This window comes from Citrobacter sp. Cm046 (assembly GCF_030333065.1).
Classification (GTDB): Bacteria; Pseudomonadota; Gammaproteobacteria; order Enterobacterales; family Enterobacteriaceae; genus Citrobacter; species Citrobacter murliniae.
Genome location: NZ_JAOWGP010000030.1, coordinates 186,800 through 212,548, shown reverse-complemented (window position 1 = coordinate 212,548; position 25,749 = coordinate 186,800). Strand labels below are relative to the sequence as shown.

The 25,749-nt window shown below is 50.5% G+C and carries 22 protein-coding genes and 1 pseudogene; 15 read left to right on the top strand and 8 right to left on the bottom strand.

What is annotated here, in order from left to right:
* The first annotated feature begins 9 nt into the window (after positions 1-9).
* The 10 genes from OGX98_RS02680 to OGX98_RS02635 all read left to right on the top strand — a co-directional run bounded on the left by OGX98_RS02680 (position 10) and on the right by OGX98_RS02635 (position 9,899).
* A complete protein-coding gene (locus tag OGX98_RS02680; RefSeq protein WP_075261818.1) occupies positions 10-873 on the top strand; it encodes an aldose epimerase family protein in 864 nt (287 codons plus the stop codon).
* Positions 874-918: 45 nt separating this feature from the next.
* Entirely contained in the window at positions 919-1,800 is an 882-nt protein-coding gene (locus OGX98_RS02675; protein ID WP_045448758.1) for a MurR/RpiR family transcriptional regulator, read from the top strand.
* A complete protein-coding gene (locus tag OGX98_RS02670) occupies positions 1,784-2,164 on the top strand; it encodes a YidH family protein (RefSeq protein WP_045448756.1) in 381 nt (126 codons plus the stop codon). Before OGX98_RS02675 ends, OGX98_RS02670 begins: the two co-directional genes overlap by 17 nt.
* The gene (locus tag OGX98_RS02665; protein WP_052369295.1) at positions 2,155-2,442 is read left to right on the top strand and encodes a DUF202 domain-containing protein; all 288 of its coding nucleotides are present in this window, start codon (positions 2,155-2,157) and stop codon (positions 2,440-2,442) included. The genes OGX98_RS02670 and OGX98_RS02665 overlap by 10 nt, the downstream gene beginning before the upstream one ends.
* Positions 2,443-2,526: 84 nt before the next feature.
* Positions 2,527-3,135: a glutathione S-transferase gene (locus OGX98_RS02660; protein WP_045448754.1), complete on the top strand. Its 609-nt coding sequence runs from the start codon at positions 2,527-2,529 to the stop codon at positions 3,133-3,135.
* A gap of 201 nt (positions 3,136-3,336) precedes the next feature.
* Positions 3,337-4,728, top strand: coding sequence for an L-seryl-tRNA(Sec) selenium transferase (gene selA, locus OGX98_RS02655; protein WP_284097070.1), 1,392 nt, complete (start codon positions 3,337-3,339; stop codon positions 4,726-4,728).
* Positions 4,725-6,572, top strand: coding sequence for a selenocysteine-specific translation elongation factor (selB, locus tag OGX98_RS02650; RefSeq protein WP_286594786.1), 1,848 nt, complete (start codon positions 4,725-4,727; stop codon positions 6,570-6,572). The genes selA and selB overlap by 4 nt, the downstream gene beginning before the upstream one ends.
* A 102-nt stretch (positions 6,573-6,674) precedes the next feature.
* A complete protein-coding gene (aldB, locus tag OGX98_RS02645) occupies positions 6,675-8,213 on the top strand; it encodes an aldehyde dehydrogenase AldB (protein WP_045448751.1) in 1,539 nt (512 codons plus the stop codon).
* Between the two features lie 220 nt (positions 8,214-8,433).
* Positions 8,434-8,757 carry a DUF3302 domain-containing protein gene (locus OGX98_RS02640; protein ID WP_045448749.1) on the top strand — a complete coding sequence of 108 codons (324 nt, stop codon included), beginning with the start codon at positions 8,434-8,436 and terminating at the stop codon, positions 8,755-8,757.
* A 5-nt stretch (positions 8,758-8,762) separates the two neighbouring features.
* The gene (locus tag OGX98_RS02635) at positions 8,763-9,899 is read left to right on the top strand and encodes an HlyD family secretion protein (RefSeq protein WP_045448747.1); all 1,137 of its coding nucleotides are present in this window, start codon (positions 8,763-8,765) and stop codon (positions 9,897-9,899) included.
* A gap of 29 nt (positions 9,900-9,928) precedes the next feature.
* Here OGX98_RS02635 and OGX98_RS02630 read toward each other — a convergent pair whose 3' ends face one another.
* On the bottom strand, positions 9,929-10,882 hold the full coding sequence (locus OGX98_RS02630; protein WP_045448746.1) for a LysR family transcriptional regulator: 954 nt from the start codon (positions 10,880-10,882) through the stop codon (positions 9,929-9,931).
* A gap of 121 nt (positions 10,883-11,003) precedes the next feature.
* Here OGX98_RS02630 and OGX98_RS02625 point away from each other — a divergent pair, with 121 nt between their 5' ends.
* A complete protein-coding gene (locus OGX98_RS02625) occupies positions 11,004-11,744 on the top strand; it encodes a MipA/OmpV family protein (protein ID WP_045448744.1) in 741 nt (246 codons plus the stop codon).
* 114 nt (positions 11,745-11,858) lie between these two features.
* Here OGX98_RS02625 and OGX98_RS02620 read toward each other — a convergent pair.
* Positions 11,859-11,933 (bottom strand): annotated as a pseudogene (locus OGX98_RS02620) (class II aldolase/adducin family protein); the annotation flags it as partial.
* 208 nt (positions 11,934-12,141) lie between these two features.
* Between OGX98_RS02620 and OGX98_RS02615 the strand changes: the two are divergent.
* The gene (locus tag OGX98_RS02615) at positions 12,142-12,615 is read left to right on the top strand and encodes a 4Fe-4S binding protein (RefSeq protein WP_286594785.1); all 474 of its coding nucleotides are present in this window, start codon (positions 12,142-12,144) and stop codon (positions 12,613-12,615) included.
* Positions 12,616-12,651: 36 nt separating this feature from the next.
* Here the strand turns inward: OGX98_RS02615 and avtA are convergent, their stop codons facing one another.
* The gene (gene avtA / locus OGX98_RS02610; protein WP_353622274.1) at positions 12,652-13,902 is read right to left on the bottom strand and encodes a valine--pyruvate transaminase; all 1,251 of its coding nucleotides are present in this window, start codon (positions 13,900-13,902) and stop codon (positions 12,652-12,654) included.
* Between the two features lie 176 nt (positions 13,903-14,078).
* Entirely contained in the window at positions 14,079-16,109 is a 2,031-nt protein-coding gene (gene malS, locus OGX98_RS02605) for an alpha-amylase (RefSeq protein ID WP_286594783.1), read from the bottom strand.
* Between the two features lie 316 nt (positions 16,110-16,425).
* Between malS and OGX98_RS02600 the strand changes: the two genes are divergently transcribed.
* Entirely contained in the window at positions 16,426-17,250 is an 825-nt protein-coding gene (locus OGX98_RS02600) for a protein bax (protein ID WP_045448721.1), read from the top strand.
* Between the two features lie 69 nt (positions 17,251-17,319).
* Here the strand turns inward: OGX98_RS02600 and xylR are convergent, their stop codons facing one another.
* From xylR to xylF, 4 genes are all read right to left on the bottom strand, one after another.
* The gene (gene xylR, locus OGX98_RS02595; RefSeq protein WP_045448719.1) at positions 17,320-18,498 is read right to left on the bottom strand and encodes a D-xylose utilization transcriptional activator XylR; all 1,179 of its coding nucleotides are present in this window, start codon (positions 18,496-18,498) and stop codon (positions 17,320-17,322) included.
* 80 nt (positions 18,499-18,578) lie between these two features.
* On the bottom strand, positions 18,579-19,760 hold the full coding sequence (xylH, locus tag OGX98_RS02590) for a xylose ABC transporter permease XylH (RefSeq protein WP_284097067.1): 1,182 nt from the start codon (positions 19,758-19,760) through the stop codon (positions 18,579-18,581).
* Positions 19,738-21,279 (bottom strand): xylose ABC transporter ATP-binding protein, encoded by a 1,542-nt coding sequence (locus tag OGX98_RS02585; RefSeq protein ID WP_048223063.1) that lies wholly within the window; start codon positions 21,277-21,279, stop codon positions 19,738-19,740. Before OGX98_RS02585 ends, xylH begins: the two co-directional genes overlap by 23 nt.
* Positions 21,280-21,388: 109 nt before the next feature.
* Positions 21,389-22,381, bottom strand: a complete 993-nt coding sequence (xylF, locus tag OGX98_RS02580) for a D-xylose ABC transporter substrate-binding protein (RefSeq protein ID WP_045448714.1) — start codon at positions 22,379-22,381, stop codon at positions 21,389-21,391.
* 364 nt (positions 22,382-22,745) lie between these two features.
* Here xylF and xylA point away from each other — a divergent pair, with 364 nt between their 5' ends.
* The gene (gene xylA / locus OGX98_RS02575; protein ID WP_045448712.1) at positions 22,746-24,068 is read left to right on the top strand and encodes a xylose isomerase; all 1,323 of its coding nucleotides are present in this window, start codon (positions 22,746-22,748) and stop codon (positions 24,066-24,068) included.
* Positions 24,069-24,140: 72 nt separating this feature from the next.
* On the top strand, positions 24,141-25,595 hold the full coding sequence (xylB, locus tag OGX98_RS02570) for a xylulokinase (RefSeq protein ID WP_286594782.1): 1,455 nt from the start codon (positions 24,141-24,143) through the stop codon (positions 25,593-25,595).
* Positions 25,596-25,749: the final 154 nt, after the last annotated feature.

Genomic DNA, 25,749 nt, shown 5'->3' with positions numbered 1-25,749 from the left:
AACGGGAAAGTGGAATGGAATTTAGAAAACGCCCGCTTTCGTATGACCGTGCAGGCAACCGGCGCGGAGCTTAGCTTGCTGTGGGATAACAAAGGCCAACGCAACTGGATATGGCAACCGCAACCAGACGTGTGGAATAACTCGGCGACGCAGCTTTTCCCCGTTGTAGGCCAGCTTATCCATAATGGGCTATGGCAGGGAGAGCGCTTTTTTCCGCTCTCCGCACACGGTTTTCTGCGTTATCAGATATTTGACTGCGTGGAGCAGGATGCAACTCACCTGGTGATTGAAGCTCATGATACGGCCAGCACACGCGAGGTGTGGCCATTTTCCTGGCAGGTTCGTATTGGATGGTATCTAGAATCCGACGGTATACGTGTGACATGGTCGGTATTCAATACAAGTGATGAAACGTGGGGCTATTCCTCTGGCTGGCATCCAGGATTTGCACTGCCTGTAGCGAGTGAACCAGGTTGGACGGTGCGATTCAATTCAGTGTGCACGGGGCCGTTTGCTACGCAGAAGAGGACATTGCAGATTAGCGATAATGCCCCCGGTATCGCGGCATTTCCGCTTCTGCCGGAGAGCTTTAACCATGGTGCCGTCTATTTTTCGCAGAGTGATGATAACCATTGGGCGGTTTGCTCGCCGGATGGCGTTGAACAGATAGTCTTTGCTGGAAACCAGCAATGGCTGGCCCTGTGGGGCATACCTGGCGCGAATTTATTGTGCGTGGAACCCTTATCTGGCACCACGGACGATCCCTGTTTTGACGGACAAATAGCGCATAAGAGAGGCATTCAATGGCTGAATGCAGGAGAGCAGCATAGCCATTGGCTCTCGGTCAGGTTCCCGGCAGACAGCGGACGGTAAGCGGGATAAACTACCTGACTTATCTCGCGGTCAGGAGAGCCCGTAATGAGTGTGAATAAAAAAAACGTGCGCGTTTATCTTGCGAATATCCTCGGTAGCCTTGGGGATACTGATGGAAAAATTGCCGGTTATATTTTGCAAAACCCGGGCCTGGTCGTGCAGCTACCAGTAAAGAAACTGGCGCTGGAAATTGGCGTCAGTGAAGCGACTATCGTGCGTTTTTGTAAGAAAGTGGGCTATGACGGGTTGCTGAACCTGAAGGCTGATCTCAAGCGGGAACTACTGACGGAAAGCGATCTGTCATTGCCATCTTCACCGGATATTTTTCTGGATGATTCGCGCAACGAAGTAGCACAAAAAATCGCCTTGATGATTGAGACTTCAAGTCGGGAGACGATTGACCTGCTGGATATGAAAGTGGTGAAGCCCGTTGTTGAGCGCTTTTTAGCGGCCCGGCGCGTGATGTTCGTTGGATTTGGCGCATCTGGACTGGCAGCGCTGGAGGCGCGCGACAAGATGAATCGTCTGGGAATTGACTCTGAAGCGTTTACCGATCGCTTCACGATGACCCTTAAGCTGGCCAATCTGAAGGCTGACGACCTGGTGGTCGCATTTTCCCATTCAGGAGAGACGCCAGAAGTAGTCAATGCGTTTCGTCTGGCTCAAAAAAGGGGCGCTTACACCCTGGCGATAACACATAGTCATCACTCACCGCTGAACGAGCTGGCGAATACATTCTGGCTGACAAGTGGTGAAGCAGGGCCGATGCAAGGGGATTCAATTTCTACGCGTATTTCGCAGTTGTTTATTATCGAGTTTTTATGTACCGAAATTACGCGTCACAACCTGCGGGATAGCGGAGTGACCGGATTGTCGATTAAAGAGTTGTTGATAAAAGAAAGGATTAAACGTGAGTCCTCAGGATAATGATTTTGCTCCAAAACCTGTTGGTAAATGGTGGCTGGCGGGTAAAAAACCCGATTATCGTTTTACACTTGCCAATGAACGTACTTTTCTTGCCTGGATCCGCACCGCTCTGGCATTAATGGCGGGTGCGGTGGGCGTTGATCAATTTTCTCCGCAGCTCTCCTCTCCTGGTTTACGCCACTCCCTTGCATTATTTCTTGTCATGGGCGGAGCCCTGCTTGGTGGTCTGGCGTGGCGGCGCTGGCGGCATAATGAATACGCTATGCGCCTGGACAGCCAGTTGTGCTATACCCGCTTTATCTTTGCGTTGTCTCTGTTTCTTGTTGTTGTGGCGGTATTACTGGGAATAATGCTGTGGGGGTAAGCGCCAACCGCGATCCTGGACTTCAGCCTGAACGCACGGCACTTTCCTGGAGACGTACCGCGTTTTCAATGATGGTACCCGCCGTATTAACGCTGCGGGGATGGCTTCATTTTGGTGAATGGCCTTATGCGATTGCGACTTTTTTGTTGATGAGTTGCGCATCAATCATCCTGTTACATCAGCGCGGTAAAAATAAGCTATATGTCTCATTTTCAATCGTATTAAGTAGCCTGTTATTGGGATTTCTCTTCCTTTGCCGTCTTTTTGAAATCATCTGAGCCATACTAGGCTGTATCCCAAATTGTTCGCTTATGGGCAACCAGAGGCGCAGTCTATTTTTTTGTTGGCAAAAAGGACACGGTATGAAACTCATTGGCAGCTACACCAGCCCTTTTGTGCGAAAAATTTCTATTCTGTTGCTGGAAAAGGGCATCACTTTCGAATTTGTTAACGAACTCCCCTATAACGCTGAAAACGGCGTAGCACGATATAATCCGTTAGGAAAAGTACCCGCGCTGGTCACCGATGAGGGAGAGTTCTGGTTCGACTCCCCGATTATTGCGCAATACATTGAGCTGCTGGATATTGCGCCCGCCATGTTGCCGCGCGAACCGCTGGCGGCACTTAAGATTCGTCAGCTTGAAGCACTGGCTGACGGTGTTATGGATGCTGGGTTAGTCTCTGTTCGCGAACAGGCCCGCCCTGGTGCGCAGCAATCTGAAACCGAACTGTTGCGCCAGCGCGAGAAAATTACCCGCAGCCTGGATGTGCTGGAAGGTTATCTGGCAGACGGTACGCTTAAAACAGACTCGGTTAACCTTGCAACCATCGCCATTGCCTGCGCGGTGGGCTATCTCAATTTTCGTCGGATTGCACCCGGTTGGTGTGTGGACCGGCCGCGGTTGGTCAAACTGGTGGAAACACTCTTTCAGCGAGAAAGCTTTGCCCGCACAGAGCCGCCGAAAGCTTGATAGGCATATACATCTCATCCATCAAGCTGCCTCTTTGTTGGCAACGTTCGTTCGCCCCTGGGGATTCATTCTCTTGCCACCTCGACGCATCTTGATTGATTTTGTGTATGTATGTCCGCATGAGTAAAGTCACGGTACAATCCTCCCTATATCGATAGCCCTCTCCACGGTGGAGAGGGCCACCAACAGCCAGGCCCTTTCATGACAACCGACATGCGTTCACTTTACAGCCAGCTTCCTGCTATCGATCGTTTATTGCGCGATAGCGCCTTTTCAGCCTTGCGTGAGTCCCATGGTCACACCCGGGTGGTTGACCTGCTTCGCCATATGCTCGACGAAGCCAGGGAAACGATTCGCGATGCACAAGCGCTTCCGGCATGGTGCAACGACTGGGCGCAAGAGGCCTGCACCCGGCTGGAACGGGAATCGCAAAGCGCGCTGCGTCCGGTTATCAACTTGACGGGGACAGTGCTGCACACCAACCTTGGGCGTGCATCGCAGGCGGAAGAAGCGATTGATGCTGTTGTGCAGGCTATGCGTACGCCGGTCACACTGGAATACGATCTGGACGGTGCAGGGCGCGGACATCGTGATCGTGCCCTGGCGGATTTGCTATGTCGCATTACCGGGGCGGAAGACGCTTGTATCGTAAATAACAACGCGGCAGCGGTGTTGTTAATGCTGGCCGCAACCGCCAGTGGCAAAGAGGTGGTGGTTTCACGCGGTGAGCTGGTGGAAATTGGCGGTGCGTTTCGTATTCCGGATGTCATGTCCCAGGCTGGGTGTGTGTTGCGTGAAGTTGGCACGACCAACCGTACCCACGCCAGTGATTATCGCCAGGCAGTGAATGAAAACACAGCTCTGCTGATGAAAGTGCATACCAGTAATTACAGCATCGAAGGCTTTACCAAAGCGGTAGATGAGATGGAACTGGCGGTGATGGGTCAGGAGCTGGATATTCCGGTGGTGGCGGATCTGGGCAGCGGTTCGCTGGTCGATCTCAGCCAGTATGGTTTGCCGAAGGAACCAATGCCACAGCAGTTGATCGCCGCAGGCGTAAGCCTGGTCAGCTTCTCAGGCGACAAGCTGTTGGGCGGGCCACAGGCGGGGATTATCGTCGGTAAGAAAGAGATGATTGCCCGATTACAGCACCATCCGCTGAAACGCGCGTTACGGGCCGATAAAATGACCCTGGCGGCACTGGAAGCGACGCTGCGGCTCTATCTGCACCCGGAGGTGCTGGCAGAGAAATTACCGACGTTACGTTTGCTCACCCGTACTGAAGAGGCCATCCGCGCTCAGGCACAACGATTACAGGCGCGGCTGGAAGAACATTACGGCGACACGTTCGCACTGAACGTGATGCCTTGCTTGTCGCAGATTGGCAGCGGCTCGCTACCTGTTGATCGGCTGCCCAGTGCGGCATTAACGTTTACCCCGCATGACGGGCGCGGTAGCCGTCTTGAGGCGCTGGCCGCCCACTGGCGCGAGCTACCGGTGCCGGTCATTGGGCGGATTTATGATGGCCGCTTATGGCTGGATCTGCGCTGTCTTGAAGACGAGACCCGGTTTATGGAGATGATGCTGAAATGATTATTGCAACCGCCGGACACGTTGACCACGGAAAAACGACGTTATTACAGGCGATTACCGGCGTGAATGCCGACCGCCTGCCAGAAGAAAAAAAGCGCGGTATGACCATCGATCTCGGCTATGCCTACTGGCCGCAGCCTGACGGACGCGTACTTGGATTTATCGATGTTCCCGGACATGAAAAGTTTCTGTCCAACATGCTGGCGGGGGTCGGCGGTATCGACCACGCTCTGCTGGTGGTTGCCTGCGATGACGGCGTGATGGCGCAAACACGTGAGCATTTGCAGATCCTGCAACTGACGGGTAATCCGCAGCTTACTGTGGCTCTGACGAAAGCCGATCGCGTGGATGAGGCGCGTATTAACGAGGTGCGTGCAGAGGTCCAAACAACACTGGCTAACTATGGTTTTGCGGATGCAGCACTTTTTGTGACCGCCGCCAGTGAAGGGCGTGGGATTGATATCTTACGTGACCATTTGCTGCAATTACCTACGCGCGAGCATGCCAGCAATCACAGCTTCCGCCTGGCGATTGACCGTGCCTTTACGGTAAAAGGTGCAGGCCTGGTGGTAACAGGTACCGCGCTCAGTGGTGAAGTCAATGTGGGCGATTCGCTGTGGCTGACGGGCGTTAACAAACCGATGCGCGTGCGTAGCCTGCATGCGCAGAACCAGGCCTGTGAGCATGCCCATGCTGGTCAGCGTATTGCGCTGAATATTGTCGGAGATGCTGAAAAAGAACAGCTCAACCGTGGTGACTGGCTGCTTTCTGATGCGCCGCCGGAGGCTTTTACCCGTGTCATTGTTTCCTTAGAACATTCGGCCCCGCTAATGCAGTGGCAACCGTTACACATTCATCACGCGGCCAGCCACGTTACCGGGCGGATTTCTCTGCTCGAAGGAACGCTGGCGGAACTGGTTTTTGATACTCCGCTGTGGCTGGCTGATAACGACAGACTGGTGCTGCGTGACATTTCTGCGCGTACCACGTTAGCTGGAGCCCGCGTGGTAACGCTCAACCCGCCGCGTCGGGGCAAGCGTAAGCCGGAATACCTGCAGTGGCTGTCAGCACTGGAAAATGCGCAGGATGACGGCGACGCGCTGGCAATACATCTGGCGCGCGGGGCGGTGAATATTCCTGATTTCGCGTGGGCGCGGCAACTCAATGGCAACGGTATGCGTCCGTTGATTGAGCAGCATGGCTTTATTCAGGCCGGCTACAGTCTGCTGAATGCGCCTGTTGCAGCACGCTGGCAGCGCAAAATCCTCGATACACTGGCAACGTACCATGAGCAGCATCGCGATGAGCCAGGACCGGGGCGTGAGCGTCTGCGGCGTATGGCCTTGCCGATGGAAGACGAAGCGCTGGTGCTTTTGCTGATTGAAAAAATGCGCGATAGCGGTGCTATCCATAGCCATCATGGTTGGCTGCATTTGCCGGATCATAAAGCTGGTTTCAGCGATGAACAGCAGGCGATCTGGCAAAAAGTCGAACCTCTTTTTGGTGATGAACCATGGTGGGTGCGGGATCTGGCGAAAGAGACGGGCACGGATGAGCAATCTATGCGTTTGGCGTTACGACAGGCAGCCCAGCAAGGCATCATTACTGCGATCGTTAAAGATCGCTATTACCGTAACGATCGGATTGTCGCCTTCGCTAATATGATCCGCGAACTCGATCAGGAAAGAGGATCGACGTGCGCCGCCGATTTCCGCGATCGGCTTAACGTGGGACGTAAATTGGCTATCCAGATTCTGGAATATTTTGACCGCATCGGTTTTACCCGTCGTCGGGGCAATGATCATTTACTGCGGGATGCGTTGCTATTCCCCGAAAAGAGTTGATGTCATTTAATCCGTGACCGCTGTCGTAAAGCAGTAAAAGGCTGGCGAATAATTCGCCAGCCCCATCTACCTTTGTAGTACCCCTACAGCAAGGAGATGGTCATGACTAATAACCCCCCTTCAACGCGTATTTATCCCGGCGAGTATGGTTACCCTCTGAAGTTAAAAGCTCGATACGATAACTTTATCGGCGGCGACTGGGTCGCACCTGCGGACGGTGAGTATTACCAGAACCTGACACCGGTAACCGGGCAATTACTGTGCGAAGTGGCCTCTTCCGGCAAGAAGGATATCGATCTGGCACTGGATGCCGCGCACAAAGTAAAAGATAAATGGGCGCATACCTCCGTGCAGGATCGTGCGGCGATTCTGTTCAAAATAGCCGATCGTATGGAGCAAAATCTCGAGCTGCTGGCGACCGCAGAAACCTGGGACAACGGTAAACCCATTCGCGAAACCAGTGCTGCTGATGTACCACTGGCAATTGACCATTTCCGCTATTTCGCCTCCTGCATTCGTGCGCAGGAAGGGGGGATCAGTGAAGTCGACAGCGATACGGTGGCGTATCACTTCCATGAACCCCTGGGCGTGGTTGGGCAGATTATCCCGTGGAACTTTCCGCTGTTGATGGCGAGCTGGAAAATGGCGCCTGCCCTGGCGGCAGGCAACTGCGTGGTGCTGAAACCTGCCCGCCTGACACCGCTGTCCGTACTGCTGCTAATGGAAGTGATCGGTGATCTGCTGCCGCCAGGCGTGGTGAACGTGGTCAACGGTGCTGGTGGAGAAATTGGCGAGTATCTGGCAACGTCAAAACGCATTGCGAAAGTGGCGTTTACCGGCTCAACGGAAGTGGGTCAGCAGATCATGCAGTACGCAACGCAAAACATCATTCCTGTTACGCTGGAGCTGGGCGGCAAATCGCCCAATATCTTCTTTGCTGACGTGATGGATGAAGAAGATGCGTTCTTTGACAAAGCGCTGGAAGGTTTTGCACTGTTTGCCTTTAACCAGGGCGAAGTGTGTACCTGCCCGAGCCGTGCGCTGGTGCAGGAATCTATATACGAGCGTTTTATGGAGCGTGCTATTCGCCGCGTGGAGAGTATCCGCAGCGGTAACCCGCTTGATAGCGTAACGCAGATGGGGGCGCAGGTTTCGCATGGTCAACTGGAAACCATCCTCAACTATATCGATATTGGTAAAAAAGAAGGTGCTGATGTGCTGACCGGCGGGCGGCGTAAGCAGCTGGATGGAGAGTTAAAAGAGGGATATTACCTCGAGCCGACCATTCTGTACGGTAAGAACAATATGCGCGTATTCCAGGAGGAGATCTTTGGTCCGGTGCTGGCTGTCACGACCTTTAAAACCATGGAGGAAGCGCTGGAAATCGCTAACGATACTCAGTATGGACTTGGTGCTGGCGTCTGGAGCCGTAACGGCAATCTGGCATATAAGATGGGGCGTGGTATCCAGGCGGGGCGTGTATGGACCAACTGCTATCATGCTTACCCGGCACATGCGGCGTTCGGCGGCTATAAACAATCGGGCATTGGACGCGAGACCCACAAAATGATGCTGGAGCATTATCAGCAGACCAAGTGCCTGCTGGTGAGCTACTCTGATAAACCGCTGGGACTGTTTTAAATTCCCCTCAATCATTGCCCGGTATCGCTAAGCGATACCGGGCATATCGTTATGCTCTTCGTCTTCCTGCAGCTCGAAATATTTAGAGTATATAGAAACCCATATATCGTTATATAAATAAGAGAATTGCATACGTTCTGGTCGTTCATCTATTATTCTTAACTCTATTGTTTAAAACAAATAGCAGACAAATTTATTAATTTAAATCCCTGAGGCAAATATGTTTCTTGATTATTTTGCATTAGGAGTGCTTATTTTTGTATTCCTGGTTATTTTTTATGGGGTTATTATTCTGCATGATATTCCCTATCTGATTGCAAAAAAACGTAACCATCCTCATGCCGATGCAATACATGTTGCGGGCTGGGTAAGTTTGTTTACTTTGCATGTTATTTGGCCATTTTTATGGATCTGGGCAACGCTTTATCGCCCGGAGCGAGGGTGGGGTATGCAGAGTGCTGATCCTTCCCTTAACCAGCTTCAGGCACGGGTAGCCGATCTGGAAAAGAAACTGGCCGAGGTTAAGACCTCCCCGGCGGAGTAATATTGATGGATTTACTGATCGTTCTGACCTATGTGGCGTGCGCATGGTCGATATTTAAAATATTTAAAATCCCTGTAAATAAATGGACCGTACCAACAGCAGCATTGGGCGGCATATTTATTGTTTGCGGACTTATATTACTGATGAATTATAACCATCCGTATACATTTAAGGCGCAAAAAGCAGTGGTTTCTATTCCCGTAGTGCCTCAGGTAACGGGTGTAGTAACAGAAGTGACGGATAAGAAGAATACGCTAATCAAAAAAGGCGAGGTCCTGTTTAAACTTAACCCTGGTCGCTATCAGGCGAGGGTTGACCGCCTGAAAGCTGATATTGTGACGGCACAGCATAAAGAGCAGGCTCTTGCCGCGCAGTTAGATGAAATGAAGGCTAACACGCAACAGGCAAAAGCCACGCGCGACAAGCTGGCGAAAGATTACCAGCGCTATGCGCAGGGTAGCCAGGCGAAGGTGAATCCTTTTTCTGAACGCGACATCGATGCGGCGCGGCAGAACTATCTGGCGCAGGAAGCGTCAGTGAAATCATCCGTCGCAGAGCAACAGCAAATACAGAGTCAGTTAGACAGCATGGTATTGGGGGAACATTCACAAATTGCCAGCCTGAAAGCCCAGTTGGCAGAAGCCGAATTTAACCTTGAGCAAACTGTGGTACGGGCGCCCAGCGATGGTTATATCACGCAGGTGCTGATTCGACCGGGTACCTATGCCGCAGCTCTGCCTATGCGTCCGGTAATGGTCTTTATTCCAGACCAAAAACGGCAAATTATTGCCCAGTTCCGTCAAAACTCGCTGCTGAGACTGGAGCCGGGCGATGAAGCTGAAGTGGTGTTTAATGCGCTGCCGGGTAAGGTATTTAGCGGTAAGTTGACGGCGATTAGCCCTGCGGTTCCGGGTGGTACGTACCAGTCAAATGGGACGCTACAATCCTTAAACTCCACCCCCGGTTCTGAAGGCGTTATTGCTACGATAGATCTGAATGAAAATGAAGATTTAAACGCTTTGCCTGATGGTATTTATGCACAGGTAGCCGTCTATTCTGACCATTTTGCCCACGTGTCAGTGATGCGTAAGGTGCTGTTACGAATGACCAGTTGGGTGCATTACCTGTATCTCGACCACTAAGCGTAGGCTGTTCTGCTTGCCATTTTTGCCTACTCAGGTTGCTGCTGTTGCGCCTGAGTAAGCTGTTGGCGTATCTCATTTAACATCTCATCAAGAATAAACTGTACGCGCCAGGGTTGATATTCGCGCTTACGGAAAATAGCCACGAGATCCAGCCACCATTTATGTTGCTCAGAGAAGCAAGGGACCAGCAACCCGGACTGCGTTTCTTTTTGCACACTTTTATTCGGCGCAAAAACAATACCCAGATGGTTACGGGCCAGCGCCAGCGCTGACTGCGTATTGTCGCAGACGTAATTTCCCGTCACGCGATAATCTTGTATCTCTTTACCTTCGGCTGAGGTGAATCGCCAAATATTAGCATCATCAATCATCATTGAATCAATTAGAATACAGGAGTGATGCTCCAGCTCTTCAGGACTGGTAATAGGATGTTTTTTGAGATATTCCTCGCTGGCAAAAGCCGTGACGGCATATTTAGTAATGAAACTGGCAACCAGTGATTCATCTTTAGGATGTGCATAACTTATTAAAATATCACAGTCATCAGGGAATTCGGCGCCCTCATAAAATGCTTTACGTTCCAGATTATATGTTTTTAGAGAAAGAGTAATACCACCGATATTCTGTATTTTGGCAATAACATGCTGCGATAAGTAAGCAATAATCCCCGTAGGCGCATATACCGTTACCCGACCACGTTTTTCATGCTTATAATCAGCAATGAAATTATTCAACTGATCGTTTCTGTCCAACATGTCATTGATGTAAGGGAGTAGCGCTGTGCCAAAAGGCGTGAGGGTCAGGTGTCGGGTGGTTCGATCAAATACTTTTAACCCAACTTTTGATTCAAATTCAGCGAGATACTTGCTGACGTTGGCTTGCGCGATGCCGAGAACAGTCGCTGCATGGCTGATATTTTCACTGGCAGCAATGACAGAGATAATCTTCAGCTCCCGGTGTTTGAGTTGTAATTTATTCATCGCCAAACCCAATATATATATGAATTTATATATTACTATATAAATATGAATCTTGCACTGATGAAATTGTAAGCATTATTATGCTGGCGCTTTGTAGCTTATTTTAAAATGGAATGTTGGCATGTTAATTAAACGCAATATTGTGGCGCTATTTGCCTTTTCTTTTATGGCTAGTGCAACAGCCGCAGAATTTTCTATTGGCGGTGGGGCTGTATATAATGAATCTCCTTATCGTGGATATAATGATAATGTTCACGCAGTACCGCTTGTCAGTTATGAAAGTGAATCATTCTATTTTAGACAAACAACGTTAGGCTATATTCTGTCCAAGAGTAAAAGTAATGAATTTAGCATTACTGCCTCATGGATGCCGCTTGAGTTTGATCCTGCTGATAACGATGATCATGCTATGAAGCAACTGGACAAGCGCGACAGTACTGCGATGGCAGGGGCTGCGTGGTATCACCATGAGAATTGGGGCAGCGTAAAAGTTTCTGCTGCAGCGGATGTTCTGGACAACAGCAATGGCTGGATTGGAGAAGTGTCTCTGTTCCGCCAAATGCCGATGGACAGACTGACGCTCACCCCGGCCATTGGCGTTCTCTACTATGACGAGAATTTCAACGAATATTACTACGGCGTGTCTGGCAGTGAATCTCGCCGTAGCGGGTTATCAAGCTTTTCCCCTGGCGATAGCTGGACACCTTATGTCGGCCTGTCCGCAAAATATGCGTTAACCACAAACCTGACGTTGCTGGCCAGCGCCAATTATAGCGTGCTACCAGACGATATTAAGAATAGCCCAATGGTCGATCGCGACGACAGCTTCACTTTCCTGTCAGGGGTGAGCTGGCGTTTCTGATTCTCACCCGTTTGCCCTCATGGAAGAGGGTAATCTTTTCATGATGCTTTGACGGATGGCACTAACAGTCGCCATCCGTCATATCATTACAGCTATATGATTGCAGCGTCTGTAATAGGCGCATTCCTCAAGAACCACGGCGTTATGTACGGCGTCAGCAGCATTTTTACCCCAGGTAAACGGCCCGTGCTAATGCACTAATACCGCCGCCGGGACCTGTATTCTGCTTACCCGCGCTTATATCGATTATTCAGCGATGGGCTTTACCGTTCGCGATTAGGCGTTTACCCATAGTCGTTCAGGCACCTGACAAAATTTAACCGATTCCCCTGTCTGATCAAGGCAGCCGGGGCGCGCTCTCTGGCACTCTGTGGTTTTAACGCAGAGGGAGAGGGCAATGAACCGGTTTATTATGGCTGATGCGGCGAAATGTATTGGGTGTCGAACCTGCGAAGTTGCCTGTGTGGTATCTCATCAGGAAAACCAGGATTGTGCGACGATCTCCTCCGACGCGTTTGTCCCACGCATTCAGGTCATTAAAGACAACGCATTTACCACTGCGGTCGCCTGTCATCAATGTGAAGATGCTCCCTGTGCCAATGTCTGCCCAACTCACGCTATTCGTCGCGAACATGGGCATATCTTCGTAGAACAGGAACGTTGTATCGGCTGTAAAAGCTGCATGCTGGCCTGCCCGTTCGGGGCGATGAATGTTGTCGCGCATACGTTACGGGTGCAGGCGATTAAATGCGATCTGTGCTGGCATCGTGAAGCTGGCCCGGCGTGTGTTGAAGCCTGCCCAACCAGCGCGTTGCAGTGTATGGATGCCACTAAGATTCAGCAGCAGCGTCTGCGTTCCCAGCCGTTGTAATGCGAAGCCCGACCTGTATTCCGGTCGGGTTTTCTGTCAGCCTTCAAGCCAGGCGCGTTCGATCTCTTCTGCCAGAATTTTCACGCCAGTCTCGGTTTTTTCCGGATCCGGAACGTAGTTCATCCGCATGCACTGATGGGTATGTGGCCAGGGCTTATCCAACCCCGGGAAGAAGTAATCGCCGGGAACCATCAGGACACCGCGCGCTTTGAGGCGTTGATACAGCAGTTCGGTGGAGATCGGTAAATCCTTAAACCACAACCACAGGAAAATTGCCCCTTCTGGTTTATGAATCAGGCAGCGATCTTCGGATAAATAGCGACGAATGATCGCAATTGTCTCCTGAACGCGCTGATAATAAAACGGCTTGATAACGGTCTCTGACAGACGTAGCAGATCGTTGCGCTTAATCATCTCGCACATGATCGCCGGTCCCATACCGCCAGGCGCCAGGCTGATAATGCCGTTCATATTGGTGATGGCGGTGACGATTTTCTCATTAGCGATAATAATGCCGCAGCGGGAGCCTGGCAGGCCGAGCTTGGAAAGGCTCATGCACAGCACAATGTTTGGGTTCCACAGCGGGCGTGCTTCGCTAAAAATGATACCGGGGAACGGGACGCCATAGGCGTTATCAATCACCAACGGGATACCGTGCTGGTTGGCCAGACGATCCAGTTTCATCAACTCTTCGTCAGTGATCACATTACCAGTGGGGTTGGTTGGACGCGACACGCAAATCATGCCTGTCTCTTCACCAATGTGCAGGTGTTCAAAATCAACGTGATACTTGAACTGGCCTTCCGGTAACAGCTCAATGTTCGGCCGTGCCGACACGAAGAGCTCCTCTTCCAGCCCTGAATCAGCGTAGCCAATATATTCCGGTGCCAGGGGGAATAACACTTTTCGGGTGGTTCCGTCAGCGCGGCGTCCTGCGAAGAGATTGAATAAGTAGAAAAACGCGCTCTGACTGCCATTTGTCAGTGCAATATTTTGTGGTTCGATATCCCAGCCCAGTTGTTCGCGCAGCAGTTTCGCCAGCTCAGACAGTAGCTCGGTTTTACCTTGTGGACCGTCATAATTGCAAAGCGCATCAGTGACTTTGCCGTTTTCCAGCATCTCTGCCAGCAGAGTCTGGAAGTAATCCTGCATCTCCGGGATTTGCGCCGGATTGCCGCCGCCGAGCATGATGGCGCCGGGGGTACGTAAACCGTCGTTGAGGTCCTCCATCAGGCGTGTGATGCCTGAATGGCGGGTAAATTTGTCGCCAAAAAGTGAGAATGTCATAGCAGGTGGTCTGTCGAACTCAGTATTAAAGTGGCTAACCATAACGCTCCCTATGGCAGGGTGCAAATCAGGTCCCAAAGTCCGAATTGATGTTTTGTGCTGCAGATTTTTGAATGGCTGGTTTTTTATATTGCATCCGGCTTCCCGCACTATCCGGTACGGGAAGCTCGGTGGGATCAGGGCTGGCCTGCCCAAACAACCATCACTTTATCGTCGCCATGTTCGCGTATAAATCCATATCCCTGCTGTAATGTGAGCGTGGTTTGTTTTCCTGCGCCGATGGCAGGATGTCTGGCTCTGAACTGACTGATTCGCTGCCAGTGTGCGACGTTGGCGGCTGATTTCCCGTTAATGTCCTGCCAGTTCATATCTGAGCGCGTGCCTTGCAATGGATCAGAACCGGTTGGTCCAAAAGGACGGGCGGATTCGTCACCATAGAAGAGTTGTACTGCCCCCGGAGCCAGTAGCAACAGCTCGGCGGCTTTATCCCCACCTTCGCGAAACAGACGCGTATCGTGCGATGAAAGATAGCTGAGTACATTGAAATTCTGCAATTTTTCCGCCATCTGCTGCCAGGTGAGATCCATATTGGCCAGGCAGTCGACAGCTTTGGCTGCCTGCTCCTGGTAATCAAAATTAATCATTGCATCGAAGCCGTGGCGGTAATAATCACTTTGCATGACGCCGTGTCCCCATGCCTCGCCAGTCATCCAGAAGGATTTATCATCCAGCGCTTTGTCAGGGTTAGCGTGCTTCCATTCAACCAACGCTGCGCTGGCCTGTGTTTTCAGTTGCTGCCAGGCGGGAAGTTCGACGTGTTTGGCAGTATCGATCCGGAATCCGTCAATACCGTAGTCTCGTACCCACTGACTGAGCCAGTGGGTCAAATAATCCCGTGGCGTATAGTCCGCGATAGCTTTGGCGCGAGTGTCTGGTTTGTTTTTGTAGAACACCGGCAAGCCGGAAGGTGTGGTGGATTCAGTTTTAAGATCGGGCAGGAAGGCCAGTGACATGGTCAGGTCGTCAAAACCCGGGTTGTCGTAGTTGCCAATGTCGGTGCGGATCCAGTTTTTCCCCCACCATTTTTCCCATGCGGCTTTATCGCTGAAATTAATGTAGTCATTAAAGCTGTGCCAGCTTTGCCCGGCGGCAGGCTTCCAGTCCGTCCAGCGTTCCCCGAGCGTTTTTTTTAGCTCATCACCTGATAAGTACAATGCGCCAAATTGATATTCCTGCATATCCGCAAGCGTAGCGTAACCGGTGTGGTTCATGACGACATCGAACAAAATACGGATGCCGCGTTGATGTGCGCCATCCACCAGTGCGCGCAGATCTGCTTCGTTGCCCATATTGGCGTCAAGTGTGGTCCAGTCCTGGGTGTAATAGCCGTGATAAGCGTAGTGGGGAAAATCTCCTTTTGTGCCGCCACCAACCCAACCGTGGATTTGCTCAAATGGTGCGCTGATCCATAGAGCATTGATCCCTAACTGTTGCAGATATTCCAGTTTGCTGGTGAGGCCGCGTAAGTCGCCACCGTGAAACGTCCCAATTTCCTGCATATCATCTTTATGGCGACCGTAGCTGTAGTCGTTGGTTGGGTCGCCGTTCTGAAAGCGATCCGTCAGCACGAAATAGACCGTGGCGTTATGCCAGTCGAATGCGGCGGGTGCGTTCGTTTCTGCTCTCTCGAGCAGTAACAGGCCGTTGCTGGTTGCGGCAGGCTGCAATGTAATCTGCCCGTTTTTTACGGTAGCTGTTTGCTGACTGTAGTAATCGCGTACGACGGTGTCTTCAGGAAAGGTCTGGCTTACGTCCAGCGTCAGCGGCGAACCATTCCATTTTGGACATTGTTGAATCTGAGCGGTGATGGGTTCTGCAGCGTTTTTTACCGAGAGCATCAGCGTCGGTGTTCCGGAACGGGTATCAACTTCCAGCGTGTAATTGCCGTCTTTGAATAAACGCCACTGTGGTGGTGCGCCCTCACAGGGTTTCAGTGACAGCATCTGGTTGAGTTTTATGGTATTGGCTGGCTGCCAGCACTGTTGGTCAAAATTTAGGATTAAAGGACGAGTACCCTTCGTCAACGCTGCATGGCTGACAAACTTACCTGTACCTTCTGTTTCGAAGACAGGGAAGCCTTGAGCAGTCCATGTTGAGGCGATTGTAATGCCGGGCAAGAGTGCCAGCGCAACGGCGGCCATTTTCATAATGCTGTCCTTGATGCTGCGATTTTCGCCAGTTTGCCAGTGAAATGGGGCCAGAAACTCATCCCTTGAGCGCATTCCGCCAGGATGAGTAGTGAGGGTGAGCGATCAAGTGCAAAAAACGCACGTATTTTGCGATAACCACCACATTTTCTTCGAATTAATGACAATCTTAACCGCTAGTGCGTGACATAGTTTCAGAATTGGACTATTCCTTTGGGTGCTCTTGACGGCTATTTTTGATATGATTTGAGATTCATCTCTCATTTTTGTGAAAAATATAAGGTGTTGGAATGTATAAATCCGACCAGGAGACCTAATGATATTGACTCCCATTCGACGATATGGGGCAATGATTCTCATGTTACTCACCATTGCATTTTCGGGTGAGGTGCTGGCAAAGACGCACACGACGACAACGAGTCAGAAGTCCCACATAACCAAGACAAGTATTAAACAGGTAAGCAGTAAACAAGAGTATTCTCGCAATAGTGCAAAGAGCAGTTCACTTCCTGATTTGCGAAAATACCCTTCCGGAACACCTAGAAAAAAAGCGTTTCTCCGGACGGTTATGCCTTTTATTACCAGTCAAAATGCTGCCATTACTGCTGAACGTAACTGGCTGATTTCAAAGCAGTACCAGAATCGCTGGTCGCCGACTGAACGTGCGCGTATGAAAGATATCGCCAAACGTTACAAGGTGAACTGGTCTGGTAACACGCGTAAAATTCCGTGGAATACGCTGCTTGAGCGTGTAGACATTATCCCAACCAGCATGGTGGCAACGATGGCCGCAGCAGAAAGTGGCTGGGGAACGTCTAAGCTGGCACGTAGCAATAACAACCTGTTTGGCATGAAATGCGGCAAAGGTCGTTGTAATAATGCACCGGGTAAGGTGAAAGGTTACTCACAGTTTGAATCGGTGAAAGAGTCGGTAAATGCCTATGTCATTAACCTGAATACGCATCCTGCTTACTCTTCCTTCCGTAAATCTCGCGCTCAGTTGCGTAAAGCCGATCAGGAAGTTACGGCAACCGCGATGATCCATAAGCTGAAGGGTTATTCCACTAAAGGGCAAAGCTACAATAACTATCTGTTCGCTATGTACCAGGATAATCAGCGCTTAATCGCTGCGCATATGTAAGCAGCTTTGCTTTAACAGGCCTGCGTGGTGAATGCGTAGACCTGTTAAGCTCAGCCTCCTCTGGCACGACTACAACAATACCTCACTGTATCGATCGCGGTACTCTTTCGGCGTTGTGTCGTACTCCTTCTTGAAGACAGAATAGAAGTACTGCAAGGACGGATAGCCGCACATCTGCGAAATCTCGTTTATTGATAATGTAGTGGAAATTAACAGACTGCGTGCTTTTTCCAGCTTTTCAGCGTGGATCACGGCATGAATGGTCTCTCCAACCTCCTCTTTAAACCGCTTCTCCAGATTCGAACGCGAAATCCCAACAGAGTCCAGCACCTGATCAACCTTGATTCCTTTACAGGCATGATTGCGAATGTAATGCATGGCCTGGATGACAGCAGGGTCGGTGAGGGATCGATAGTCTGTAGACTGACGCTCAACAACGCGCACGGGAGGGACCAGGATGCGCTGTAAAGGCATCTCTTCGTTAGCCAGCAGTCGGTGCAGTAGTTTGGCTGCCTGATACCCCATTTGTCTTGCCCCCTGCGCAACAGATGACAATGCCACCCGCGACAGATAGCGGGTCAGTTCTTCGTTATCAATACCAATGACACACAGCTTTTCTGGTACCGGGATGTGCAGATGCTCGCAGGCCTGTAGAACATGTCGAGCACGCGCATCTGTGACGGCAATAATACCGGTATGTGGCGGCAGGGTTTGTAGCCAGTCCGCCAGCCGGTTTTGAGCGTGCTGCCAGTATTCAGGTGCGGTTTCCAGGCCCTGATACACTACGCCACGGTATTTCTCTTCTGCAACCAACTGGCAAAACGCATATTCACGTTCTGCGGCCCAGCGCTTGCCGCTGGAGGCGGGGAGGCCATAGAACGCAAAGCGGTTAATCCCTTTTTCTTTCAGGTGCAGAAAGGCGCTTTCTACCAGAGCATGGTTATCGGTGGCGATGTAATGGACTGGTGGATAATGCTCAGGAAGATGGTAGGAGCCGCCGACACCGATAATGGGAACGTCGACGTCAGCAAGCAGTTGCGCGATGTCATCGTCGTCGTAGTCGGCGATGACGCCATCCCCTAACCACTCTTTGATGTTATCAATGCGAGCACGAAAATCTTCCTCAATAAAGATATCCCACTCTGATTGTGATGCTTGTAAATACTCGCCCACACCCTCAACAACCTGGCGGTCGTAAGCTTTATTGGCATTAAATAACAGCGTGATGCGATGACGTTTATCAAACATGGTTCTTTTCCTGCTGAATCATGTAGAAAAGACAATGCCGGTTGCATTAACCGGCATTGCGACTCACCCACCTCTTAAATTCAGGCGCGGCGTTTAGTTGCTGAATCCATCCATACCGCCAGCAATAAAATCGCCCCTTTCACTATATACTGCCAGAAGGTGGGAACATCCATCATACTCATTCCATTATCCAGAGATGCCATAATAAATGCGCCCATGACGGCACCGGCAACACTTCCGATCCCTCCCGCCAGGCTGGTTCCTCCAATCACACATGCGGCAATGGCGTCCAGCTCGGCAATGTTTCCGGCAGAAGGAGAGCCTGCACCAAGTCGCGAGCTAAGAATTAACCCGGCAATGGCAACCATCAAACCGTTAATGGCAAAGACGGCCAGTTTGGTGCGCTCAACGTTGATGCCGGAAAGGCGGGCGGCTTCCAGGTTGCCACCAATCGCGTAGATCCGCCGACCAAATGCGGTTCGTGTTGCCATAAACATCCCCCCGAGCAACAGCAACGTCAGCAGTAGCACGGGAGTAGGGACACCGCGATAATCATTCAATAGCCAGATTGCCCCTAATACGATAATGGCGGTTAATGCCTGGCGACCCACAACCGACGTTGATGCGGGAGATTCAAGACCTAAAGCCTGACGACGCATACGCCCGCGCCACTGCCAGCCAATAAACGCCATTAAACCGAGAGCGCCGATGATAAAGCCTGTGCCATCGGACAAGTAGCTCTGACCAATCTGAGACATTGCAGCGCTGGTGGGTGATACCGTTGTCCCGTTGGTTATCCCAATAAGAATACCGCGGAACGCCAGCATACCCGCGAGGGTAACAATAAACGACGGTACCTTGCGGTAGGCTACCCACCATCCATTCCATGCACCGAGGAGTAAGCCCAGAACCAGCGTGACGATCACAGTCAGTGGTAGCGGCCAGCCTAACCAGACGTCACAGATCGCCGCTACACCGCCCAGCAACCCCATCATTGAGCCAACTGAAAGGTCGATTTCGGCGGAAATAATCACGAACACCATACCAACGGCAAGAATGCCGGTAATCGCGGTCTGTCTCAGCAGGTTAGAGACGTTACGTGCGCTCAGGTAAGCACCATCCGTGGTCCAGGTGAAGAACAGCATAATCACGATGATTGCCGCAATCATGACGAAGACTTGTAAGTTAAGCGATTTAATTGCGGGGAAACCGCTTGCCTGTGGGGCTGAAAGTTTCGCTTCAGACGGATTGTTTTTCGACATGATGTTCGCTCCTTAATGCGGCTTCCATCACCTGCTCCTGAGTCAGGTTATGATTTACCAGGTTAGCTTTCAGTTTTCCTTCATGCATCACCAGGATGCGATCGCTCAGTCCGAGAACTTCAGGTAATTCAGAAGAGATGACAATCACGGCGATCCCTTCCTGAACGAGCTGATTGATCAGTTTGTAGATCTCATATTTGGCGCCGATATCAATTCCCCTGGTGGGTTCATCAAGAATGAGGATTCGGGGATTTAGCAGGAGGCAACGGGCGAGTATCGCTTTTTGTTGGTTACCTCCGCTCAGACGCCCGATCGCAAGGTCGGGAGATGATGTTTTCACTTTGAGCTGTTGAAGAGATTCCAGAATACATTTTTGTTCTGCGGCATCATCAAGATGGCTCATACCCCCGGTAAATTTATCGAGCGCAGCCAGCGTGATATTTTTTCCCACCGCCATCACCGGAACAATGCCATCTCTTTTTCTGTCTTCGGGCACCATGGCAATACCTTGAGCAATCGCTTGCTGGCAATTACGGATATTCACCTGAGTGCCTTCGATAAATATCTTACCTTCCCAGCGACCCGGCCAGACGCCAAACAGACACTGTACGGCTTCGGTGCGTCCGGCGCCGACCAGCCCGGCAATGCCCAAAATTTCACCACGCTTGAGTGAGAAAGAAATATCGTTGACGCGCTTTATATGACGATTTACGGGATGCCAGGCGGTCAGGTGTTCAACCCGTAAAATCTCTTCTCCCGCCGTATGAGGCTCGCTGGGATAAAGCGCAGTGAGCTCACGGCCTACCATCATGGTGATAATATCGTCTTCACTCATGCTGGTGGCATCGCGCGTGCCGATGTGTTGACCATCGCGAATAACGCAAATGGTATTTGATATGGCTTTAACCTCATTCAGTTTGTGTGAAATGTAAATGCAGGCAATATCATGCTGCTGCAGGTCACGTATGATATTCAGCAGTATTGCGGTTTCTTGCTCGGTGAGCGAGGCGGTAGGTTCATCCAGAATAAGCAACCGAACTTGCTTATTCAGCGCCTTAGCAATTTCAACCAACTGTTGTTGGCCTAAACCTAAATCGCCCACGCGCGTATCTGGTGAGATAGACAAACTGACCTGAGCGAGTAATTTTTGGCAGCGTAGCGTCATCATGTCGTAATCAAGAACACCGTTAAGGGTGATTTCGCTGCCTAGGAAGATATTTTCCAGAACGGTCAGATCTTTAACCAGTGCTAATTCCTGGTGAATAATTGCAATACCCTTGCGTTCGGTATCACGAATATGGCTGGCCCTTATGGTTTCGCCGGAAAAAATGATATCGCCTTCGTAGGTTCCATGTGGATAAATACCACACAGCACTTTCATTAATGTCGATTTACCTGAACCATTTTCACCGCATAGTGAAACGATTTCGCCAGCATTGACCCTGAGGCTAACGTTATCAACAGCCTTCACTACGCCGAATGTCTTGGTAATGTTTTTCATTTCAAGAAGATATGGCATAACTGCTCCACATAAGCCAATAAGAGAACCCTGCGTGGACGTTCACGTATACCCGTGGCTATTTTGAAACCACGTTTGTTGCCCTCCGATTTTGCAGAGGGCATAACGCTTATAGATCGCTTTTCTTGTGGAATCCGTCTTTGATGACTGTCTCGTTAATATTGTCTTTGTTCACGTCAATTGGCGTTAGTAGCCGGGAAGGAACATCTTTCAGGCCATTATTCAGCGTGGAATCAGCTTTTGGCTGTTGGTCATTTCCGAGTTCGACTGCGATCTCTGCGGCAGTATTAGCGAGCAGAGTAATGGGTTTATAAACTGTCATCGTTTGTGTTCCAGCAACGATGCGTTTGATACCTGCAAGGTCTGCATCCTGTCCGGAAATAGCGACTTTTCCTGATAACCCTTGTGCGCTCAGCGCCTGGATCGCACCGCCAGCCGTTGCGTCATTTGAGGCAACCACTGCATCAATTTTGTTATTGTTGGCGGTTAACGCATTTTCCATAATCTTTAAGGCATTTTCAGGTAACCAACCGTCAACCCACTGATCGCCCACAACCTTAATTTTTCCGCTGTCGATATACGGTTTTAATACTTTCATTTGTCCGGCACGGAACAGTTTCGCATTATTATCGACTGGTGAACCGCCCATCAGAAAATAATTTCCTTGTGGTACGATATTGACTAATGATTGAGCCTGTAATTCTCCGACCTTTTCATTATCAAAAGAGATATAAAAGTCGATATCGGCATCATTGATCATGCGATCGTAAGCCAGTACTTTTATCCCTTCTTGTTTTGCTTCTTTGATAACGTTACTTAATACCTGGCCGTTGTAAGGGATTATCACAAGGACATCAACGCCTCGGTTGATCATGTTTTCAATCTGCGACATTTGGGTTTCTTCATTACCATTCGCCGATTGCACAAATACTTTCGCCCCGAGAGATTCAGCTTTGCTGACGAAAATATCGCGGTCTTTCTGCCAGCGTTCCAGACGGAGATCATCAATTGCCATACCGATTTTAACTTCTTTGGCATGACCTGCGACGCTGGTGAGTAAAAGAGAGGTACAGACAGTGAGTAAAATATTTTTCATCTTCATAATCGTGATGCCTTTTGTAGGGGATAGACAACAGTAAAAGTAACAATCACAGCGTAAGACGTAGCAGATTTTTAACAGGTAATGCACAGAAGGCAATTATAGATTTTTATCTTCCAGTTACGTTTTTTGGTTTATTTTCTAATTTATGACCGGGATCTTATTTTAAATGATTGACCAGCATGATTACATTTATCTTTGATAAGTAACGTTTTTTTAATTGAAGGTTTTTATTTTGAGAAGTGGCGCACACTTGTGAATTATCTCAATAGCAGTGTGAAATAACATAATTGAGCAATATGTGGGGAGTGCCCAATATTACGACATTATCAATCACCCGCCGCATTACCTGATTATGGAGCTCATTATGCAAGCCTATTTTGACCAGCTTGATCGTGTTCGTTATGAAGGCACTAAATCAACCAATCCATTAGCATTCCGTCACTACAACCCAGATGAAATTGTGTTGGGTAAGCGCATGGAAGATCATTTGCGATTTGCGGCCTGCTACTGGCATACCTTTTGCTGGAATGGTGCAGATATGTTTGGCGTTGGCGCGTTTAATCGCCCGTGGCAACAGCCTGGTGAAGCGCTGGAATTAGCGAAGCGGAAAGCGGATGTGGCATTTGAGTTTTTCCACAAACTGAACGTGCCTTACTACTGTTTCCACGATGTTGACGTCTCACCTGAAGGTGCCTCGCTGAAAGAGTATAAAAACAACTTTGCCCAGATGGTTGATGTTCTGGCGGAAAAACAGGAACAGAGCGGTGTAAAACTGCTGTGGGGTACGGCAAACTGCTTTACTAACCCGCGTTACGGCGCAGGCGCGGCCACTAATCCGGACCCGGAAGTTTTCAGTTGGGCGGCCACGCAGGTCGTGACGGCCATGGATGCCACGCATAAATTAGGCGGCGAGAACTATGTCCTGTGGGGCGGTCGTGAAGGTTATGAAACGCTGCTGAATACCGATCTGCGTCAGGAACGCGAGCAGATTGGACGCTTTATGCAACTGGTGGTGGAGCACAAACACAAAACTGGTTTTCAGGGGACGCTGCTGATCGAACCGAAGCCGCAGGAACCAACAAAACACCAGTACGATTACGATGCTGCGACTGTTTATGGCTTCCTGAAGCAGTTCGGTCTGGAAAAAGAGATCAAACTGAATATCGAAGCAAACCACGCCACACTGGCGGGTCACTCATTCCATCATGAGATCGCCACCGCTATCGCCCTGGGTCTGTTTGGCTCTGTCGATGCAAACCGCGGTGACGCGCAACTGGGCTGGGATACTGACCAGTTCCCGAACAGCGTGGAAGAGAATGCGCTGGTGATGTACGAAATCCTGAAAGCAGGTGGCTTCACCACCGGCGGTCTGAACTTTGATGCCAAAGTACGTCGCCAGAGCACCGATAAATACGATCTGTTCTATGGGCATATTGGTGCTATGGATACCATGGCGCTGTCGCTGAAAGTCGCGGCCCGTATGATTGAAGACGGTGGTCTGGATCAGCGAGTGGCAAAACGCTATGCCGGTTGGAATAGTGAGCTGGGCCAGCAAATTCTGAAAGGTCAGATGACGTTAACGGAAATTGCGCAGTACGCTGAACAACATAACCTGGCACCAGTGCACCAAAGCGGTCATCAGGAACTGCTGGAAAATCTGGTAAACCAGTATTTGTTCGACAAATAACAGGCCTCTGAGAGCGTGCGTAAGCCCGGATAGCTTTGCGCTACCGGGCATTTCTTTAAGGAAAGATACCCTATGTATATCGGGATAGATCTTGGTACATCAGGCGTAAAGGTAATCCTGCTGAACGAGCAGGGTGATGTGGTGGCCTCACAAGCGGAGAAGCTCACGGTCTCACGTCCTCATCCGTTATGGTCGGAGCAGGATCCTGAACAGTGGTGGCTGGCAACGGATCGCGCCGTAAAAGCGCTGTCTCAGCAACATTCACTCAGAGGAGTGAAGGCGCTAGGGATTGCCGGACAAATGCACGGTGCGACACTACTTGATAAGCAACAGAAGGTATTACGCCCGGCAATTTTGTGGAATGACGGACGCTGCGCTGAAGAGTGCGTGATGCTGGAAAATCTGATTCCGCAGTCCCGTAAGATCACGGGCAATCTGATGATGCCTGGTTTTACTGCGCCAAAACTGCTGTGGGTTCAACGCCATGAGCCGGAGATTTTCCGCCAGACTGAGAAAGTCCTGTTACCGAAAGATTATCTGCGTCTGCGCATGACCGGTGATTTTGCCAGCGATATGTCTGATGCGGCGGGTACGATGTGGCTGGATGTGGCGAAGCGTGACTGGAGTGATGTCATGCTGGAAGCATGTAGTCTGACCCGTGAGCATATGCCTGCTTTGTATGAAGGTAGCGAAATTACCGGGACACTGTTGCCTGCTGTTGCCCAATCATGGGGAATGTCGGAAGTCCCGGTCGTTGCTGGCGGTGGTGACAACGCGGCGGGAGCGGTTGGCGTAGGCATGATGAATGCTGGTCAGGCGATGCTCTCGCTGGGTACATCTGGTGTCTATTTTGCGGTCAGTGATGGGTTCCTCAGCAAACCAGAAAGCGCGGTGCACAGTTTTTGCCACGCCTTACCTGAGCGCTGGCACCTGATGTCGGTTATGCTCAGCGCGGCGTCCTGCCTTGACTGGGCGGTGAAATTAACCGGGCTGGCTAACGTTCCGGCACTGATTAGCGCGGCGCAACAGGCGGATGACAACGCCGGTCCTGTCTGGTTTTTACCCTATCTGTCCGGTGAACGTACGCCGCACAACAACCCGCAGGCGAAGGGCGTGTTTTTTGGTTTGACCCATCAACATGGTCCGGCTGAACTGGCTCAAGTTGTTCTGGAAGGGGTCGGTTTTGCGTTGGCAGACGGGATGGATGTGGTGCATGCCTGCGGCGTTAAACCGGCCAGCATTACGTTGATTGGTGGTGGGGCGCGCAGTGAATACTGGCGACAGATGCTGTCTGATATCAGTGGATTGCAACTGGATTACCGTACCGGTGGCGATGTCGGCCCTGCTTTGGGGGCGGCACGTTTGGCGCAAATTGCAATAAACCCCCGGAAGCCATTATCTGATTTACTGCCTCAGCTTGTGCTGGAGCAGGCGCATTACCCTGACGCAGAGCGCCATGCTCTCTTTCAGCAACGTCGCGAAACCTTCCGTCGTATCTACCAGCAATTGCTACCGCTAATGTCCTGACCTTATCCCTCTCTGCTCAGTAGAGGGGGATAAATCTTCTGTATGACTAAATCAAAACAATAGAAATTGAGTATGAATTAATTCTTAAATCTCAGCGTTGGCACTATTTCCTGTGTGATCTCCTTTGGGTACTTCATATCATCATCCCTGATGG

Excerpts from the sequence above, each read along its gene's own strand:
- OGX98_RS02675 (WP_045448758.1), top strand. The coding sequence starts at position 919 with ATGAGTGTGAATAAAAAAAACGTGCGCGTTTATCTTGCGAATATCCTC.
- OGX98_RS02660 (WP_045448754.1), top strand. The coding sequence starts at position 2,527 with ATGAAACTCATTGGCAGCTACACCAGCCCTTTTGTGCGAAAAATTTCT.
- selA (WP_284097070.1), top strand. The coding sequence starts at position 3,337 with ATGACAACCGACATGCGTTCACTTTACAGCCAGCTTCCTGCTATCGAT.
- selB (WP_286594786.1), top strand. The coding sequence starts at position 4,725 with ATGATTATTGCAACCGCCGGACACGTTGACCACGGAAAAACGACGTTA.
- aldB (WP_045448751.1), top strand. The coding sequence starts at position 6,675 with ATGACTAATAACCCCCCTTCAACGCGTATTTATCCCGGCGAGTATGGT.
- OGX98_RS02640 (WP_045448749.1), top strand. The coding sequence starts at position 8,434 with ATGTTTCTTGATTATTTTGCATTAGGAGTGCTTATTTTTGTATTCCTG.
- OGX98_RS02635 (WP_045448747.1), top strand. The coding sequence starts at position 8,763 with ATGGATTTACTGATCGTTCTGACCTATGTGGCGTGCGCATGGTCGATA.
- OGX98_RS02630 (WP_045448746.1), bottom strand. The coding sequence starts at position 10,882 with ATGAATAAATTACAACTCAAACACCGGGAGCTGAAGATTATCTCTGTC.
- OGX98_RS02625 (WP_045448744.1), top strand. The coding sequence starts at position 11,004 with ATGTTAATTAAACGCAATATTGTGGCGCTATTTGCCTTTTCTTTTATG.
- OGX98_RS02615 (WP_286594785.1), top strand. The coding sequence starts at position 12,142 with ATGAACCGGTTTATTATGGCTGATGCGGCGAAATGTATTGGGTGTCGA.
- avtA (WP_353622274.1), bottom strand. The coding sequence starts at position 13,902 with ATGACATTCTCACTTTTTGGCGACAAATTTACCCGCCATTCAGGCATC.
- malS (WP_286594783.1), bottom strand. The coding sequence starts at position 16,109 with ATGAAAATGGCCGCCGTTGCGCTGGCACTCTTGCCCGGCATTACAATC.
- OGX98_RS02600 (WP_045448721.1), top strand. The coding sequence starts at position 16,426 with ATGATATTGACTCCCATTCGACGATATGGGGCAATGATTCTCATGTTA.
- xylR (WP_045448719.1), bottom strand. The coding sequence starts at position 18,498 with ATGTTTGATAAACGTCATCGCATCACGCTGTTATTTAATGCCAATAAA.
- xylH (WP_284097067.1), bottom strand. The coding sequence starts at position 19,760 with ATGTCGAAAAACAATCCGTCTGAAGCGAAACTTTCAGCCCCACAGGCA.
- OGX98_RS02585 (WP_048223063.1), bottom strand. The coding sequence starts at position 21,279 with ATGCCATATCTTCTTGAAATGAAAAACATTACCAAGACATTCGGCGTA.
- xylF (WP_045448714.1), bottom strand. The coding sequence starts at position 22,381 with ATGAAGATGAAAAATATTTTACTCACTGTCTGTACCTCTCTTTTACTC.
- xylA (WP_045448712.1), top strand. The coding sequence starts at position 22,746 with ATGCAAGCCTATTTTGACCAGCTTGATCGTGTTCGTTATGAAGGCACT.
- xylB (WP_286594782.1), top strand. The coding sequence starts at position 24,141 with ATGTATATCGGGATAGATCTTGGTACATCAGGCGTAAAGGTAATCCTG.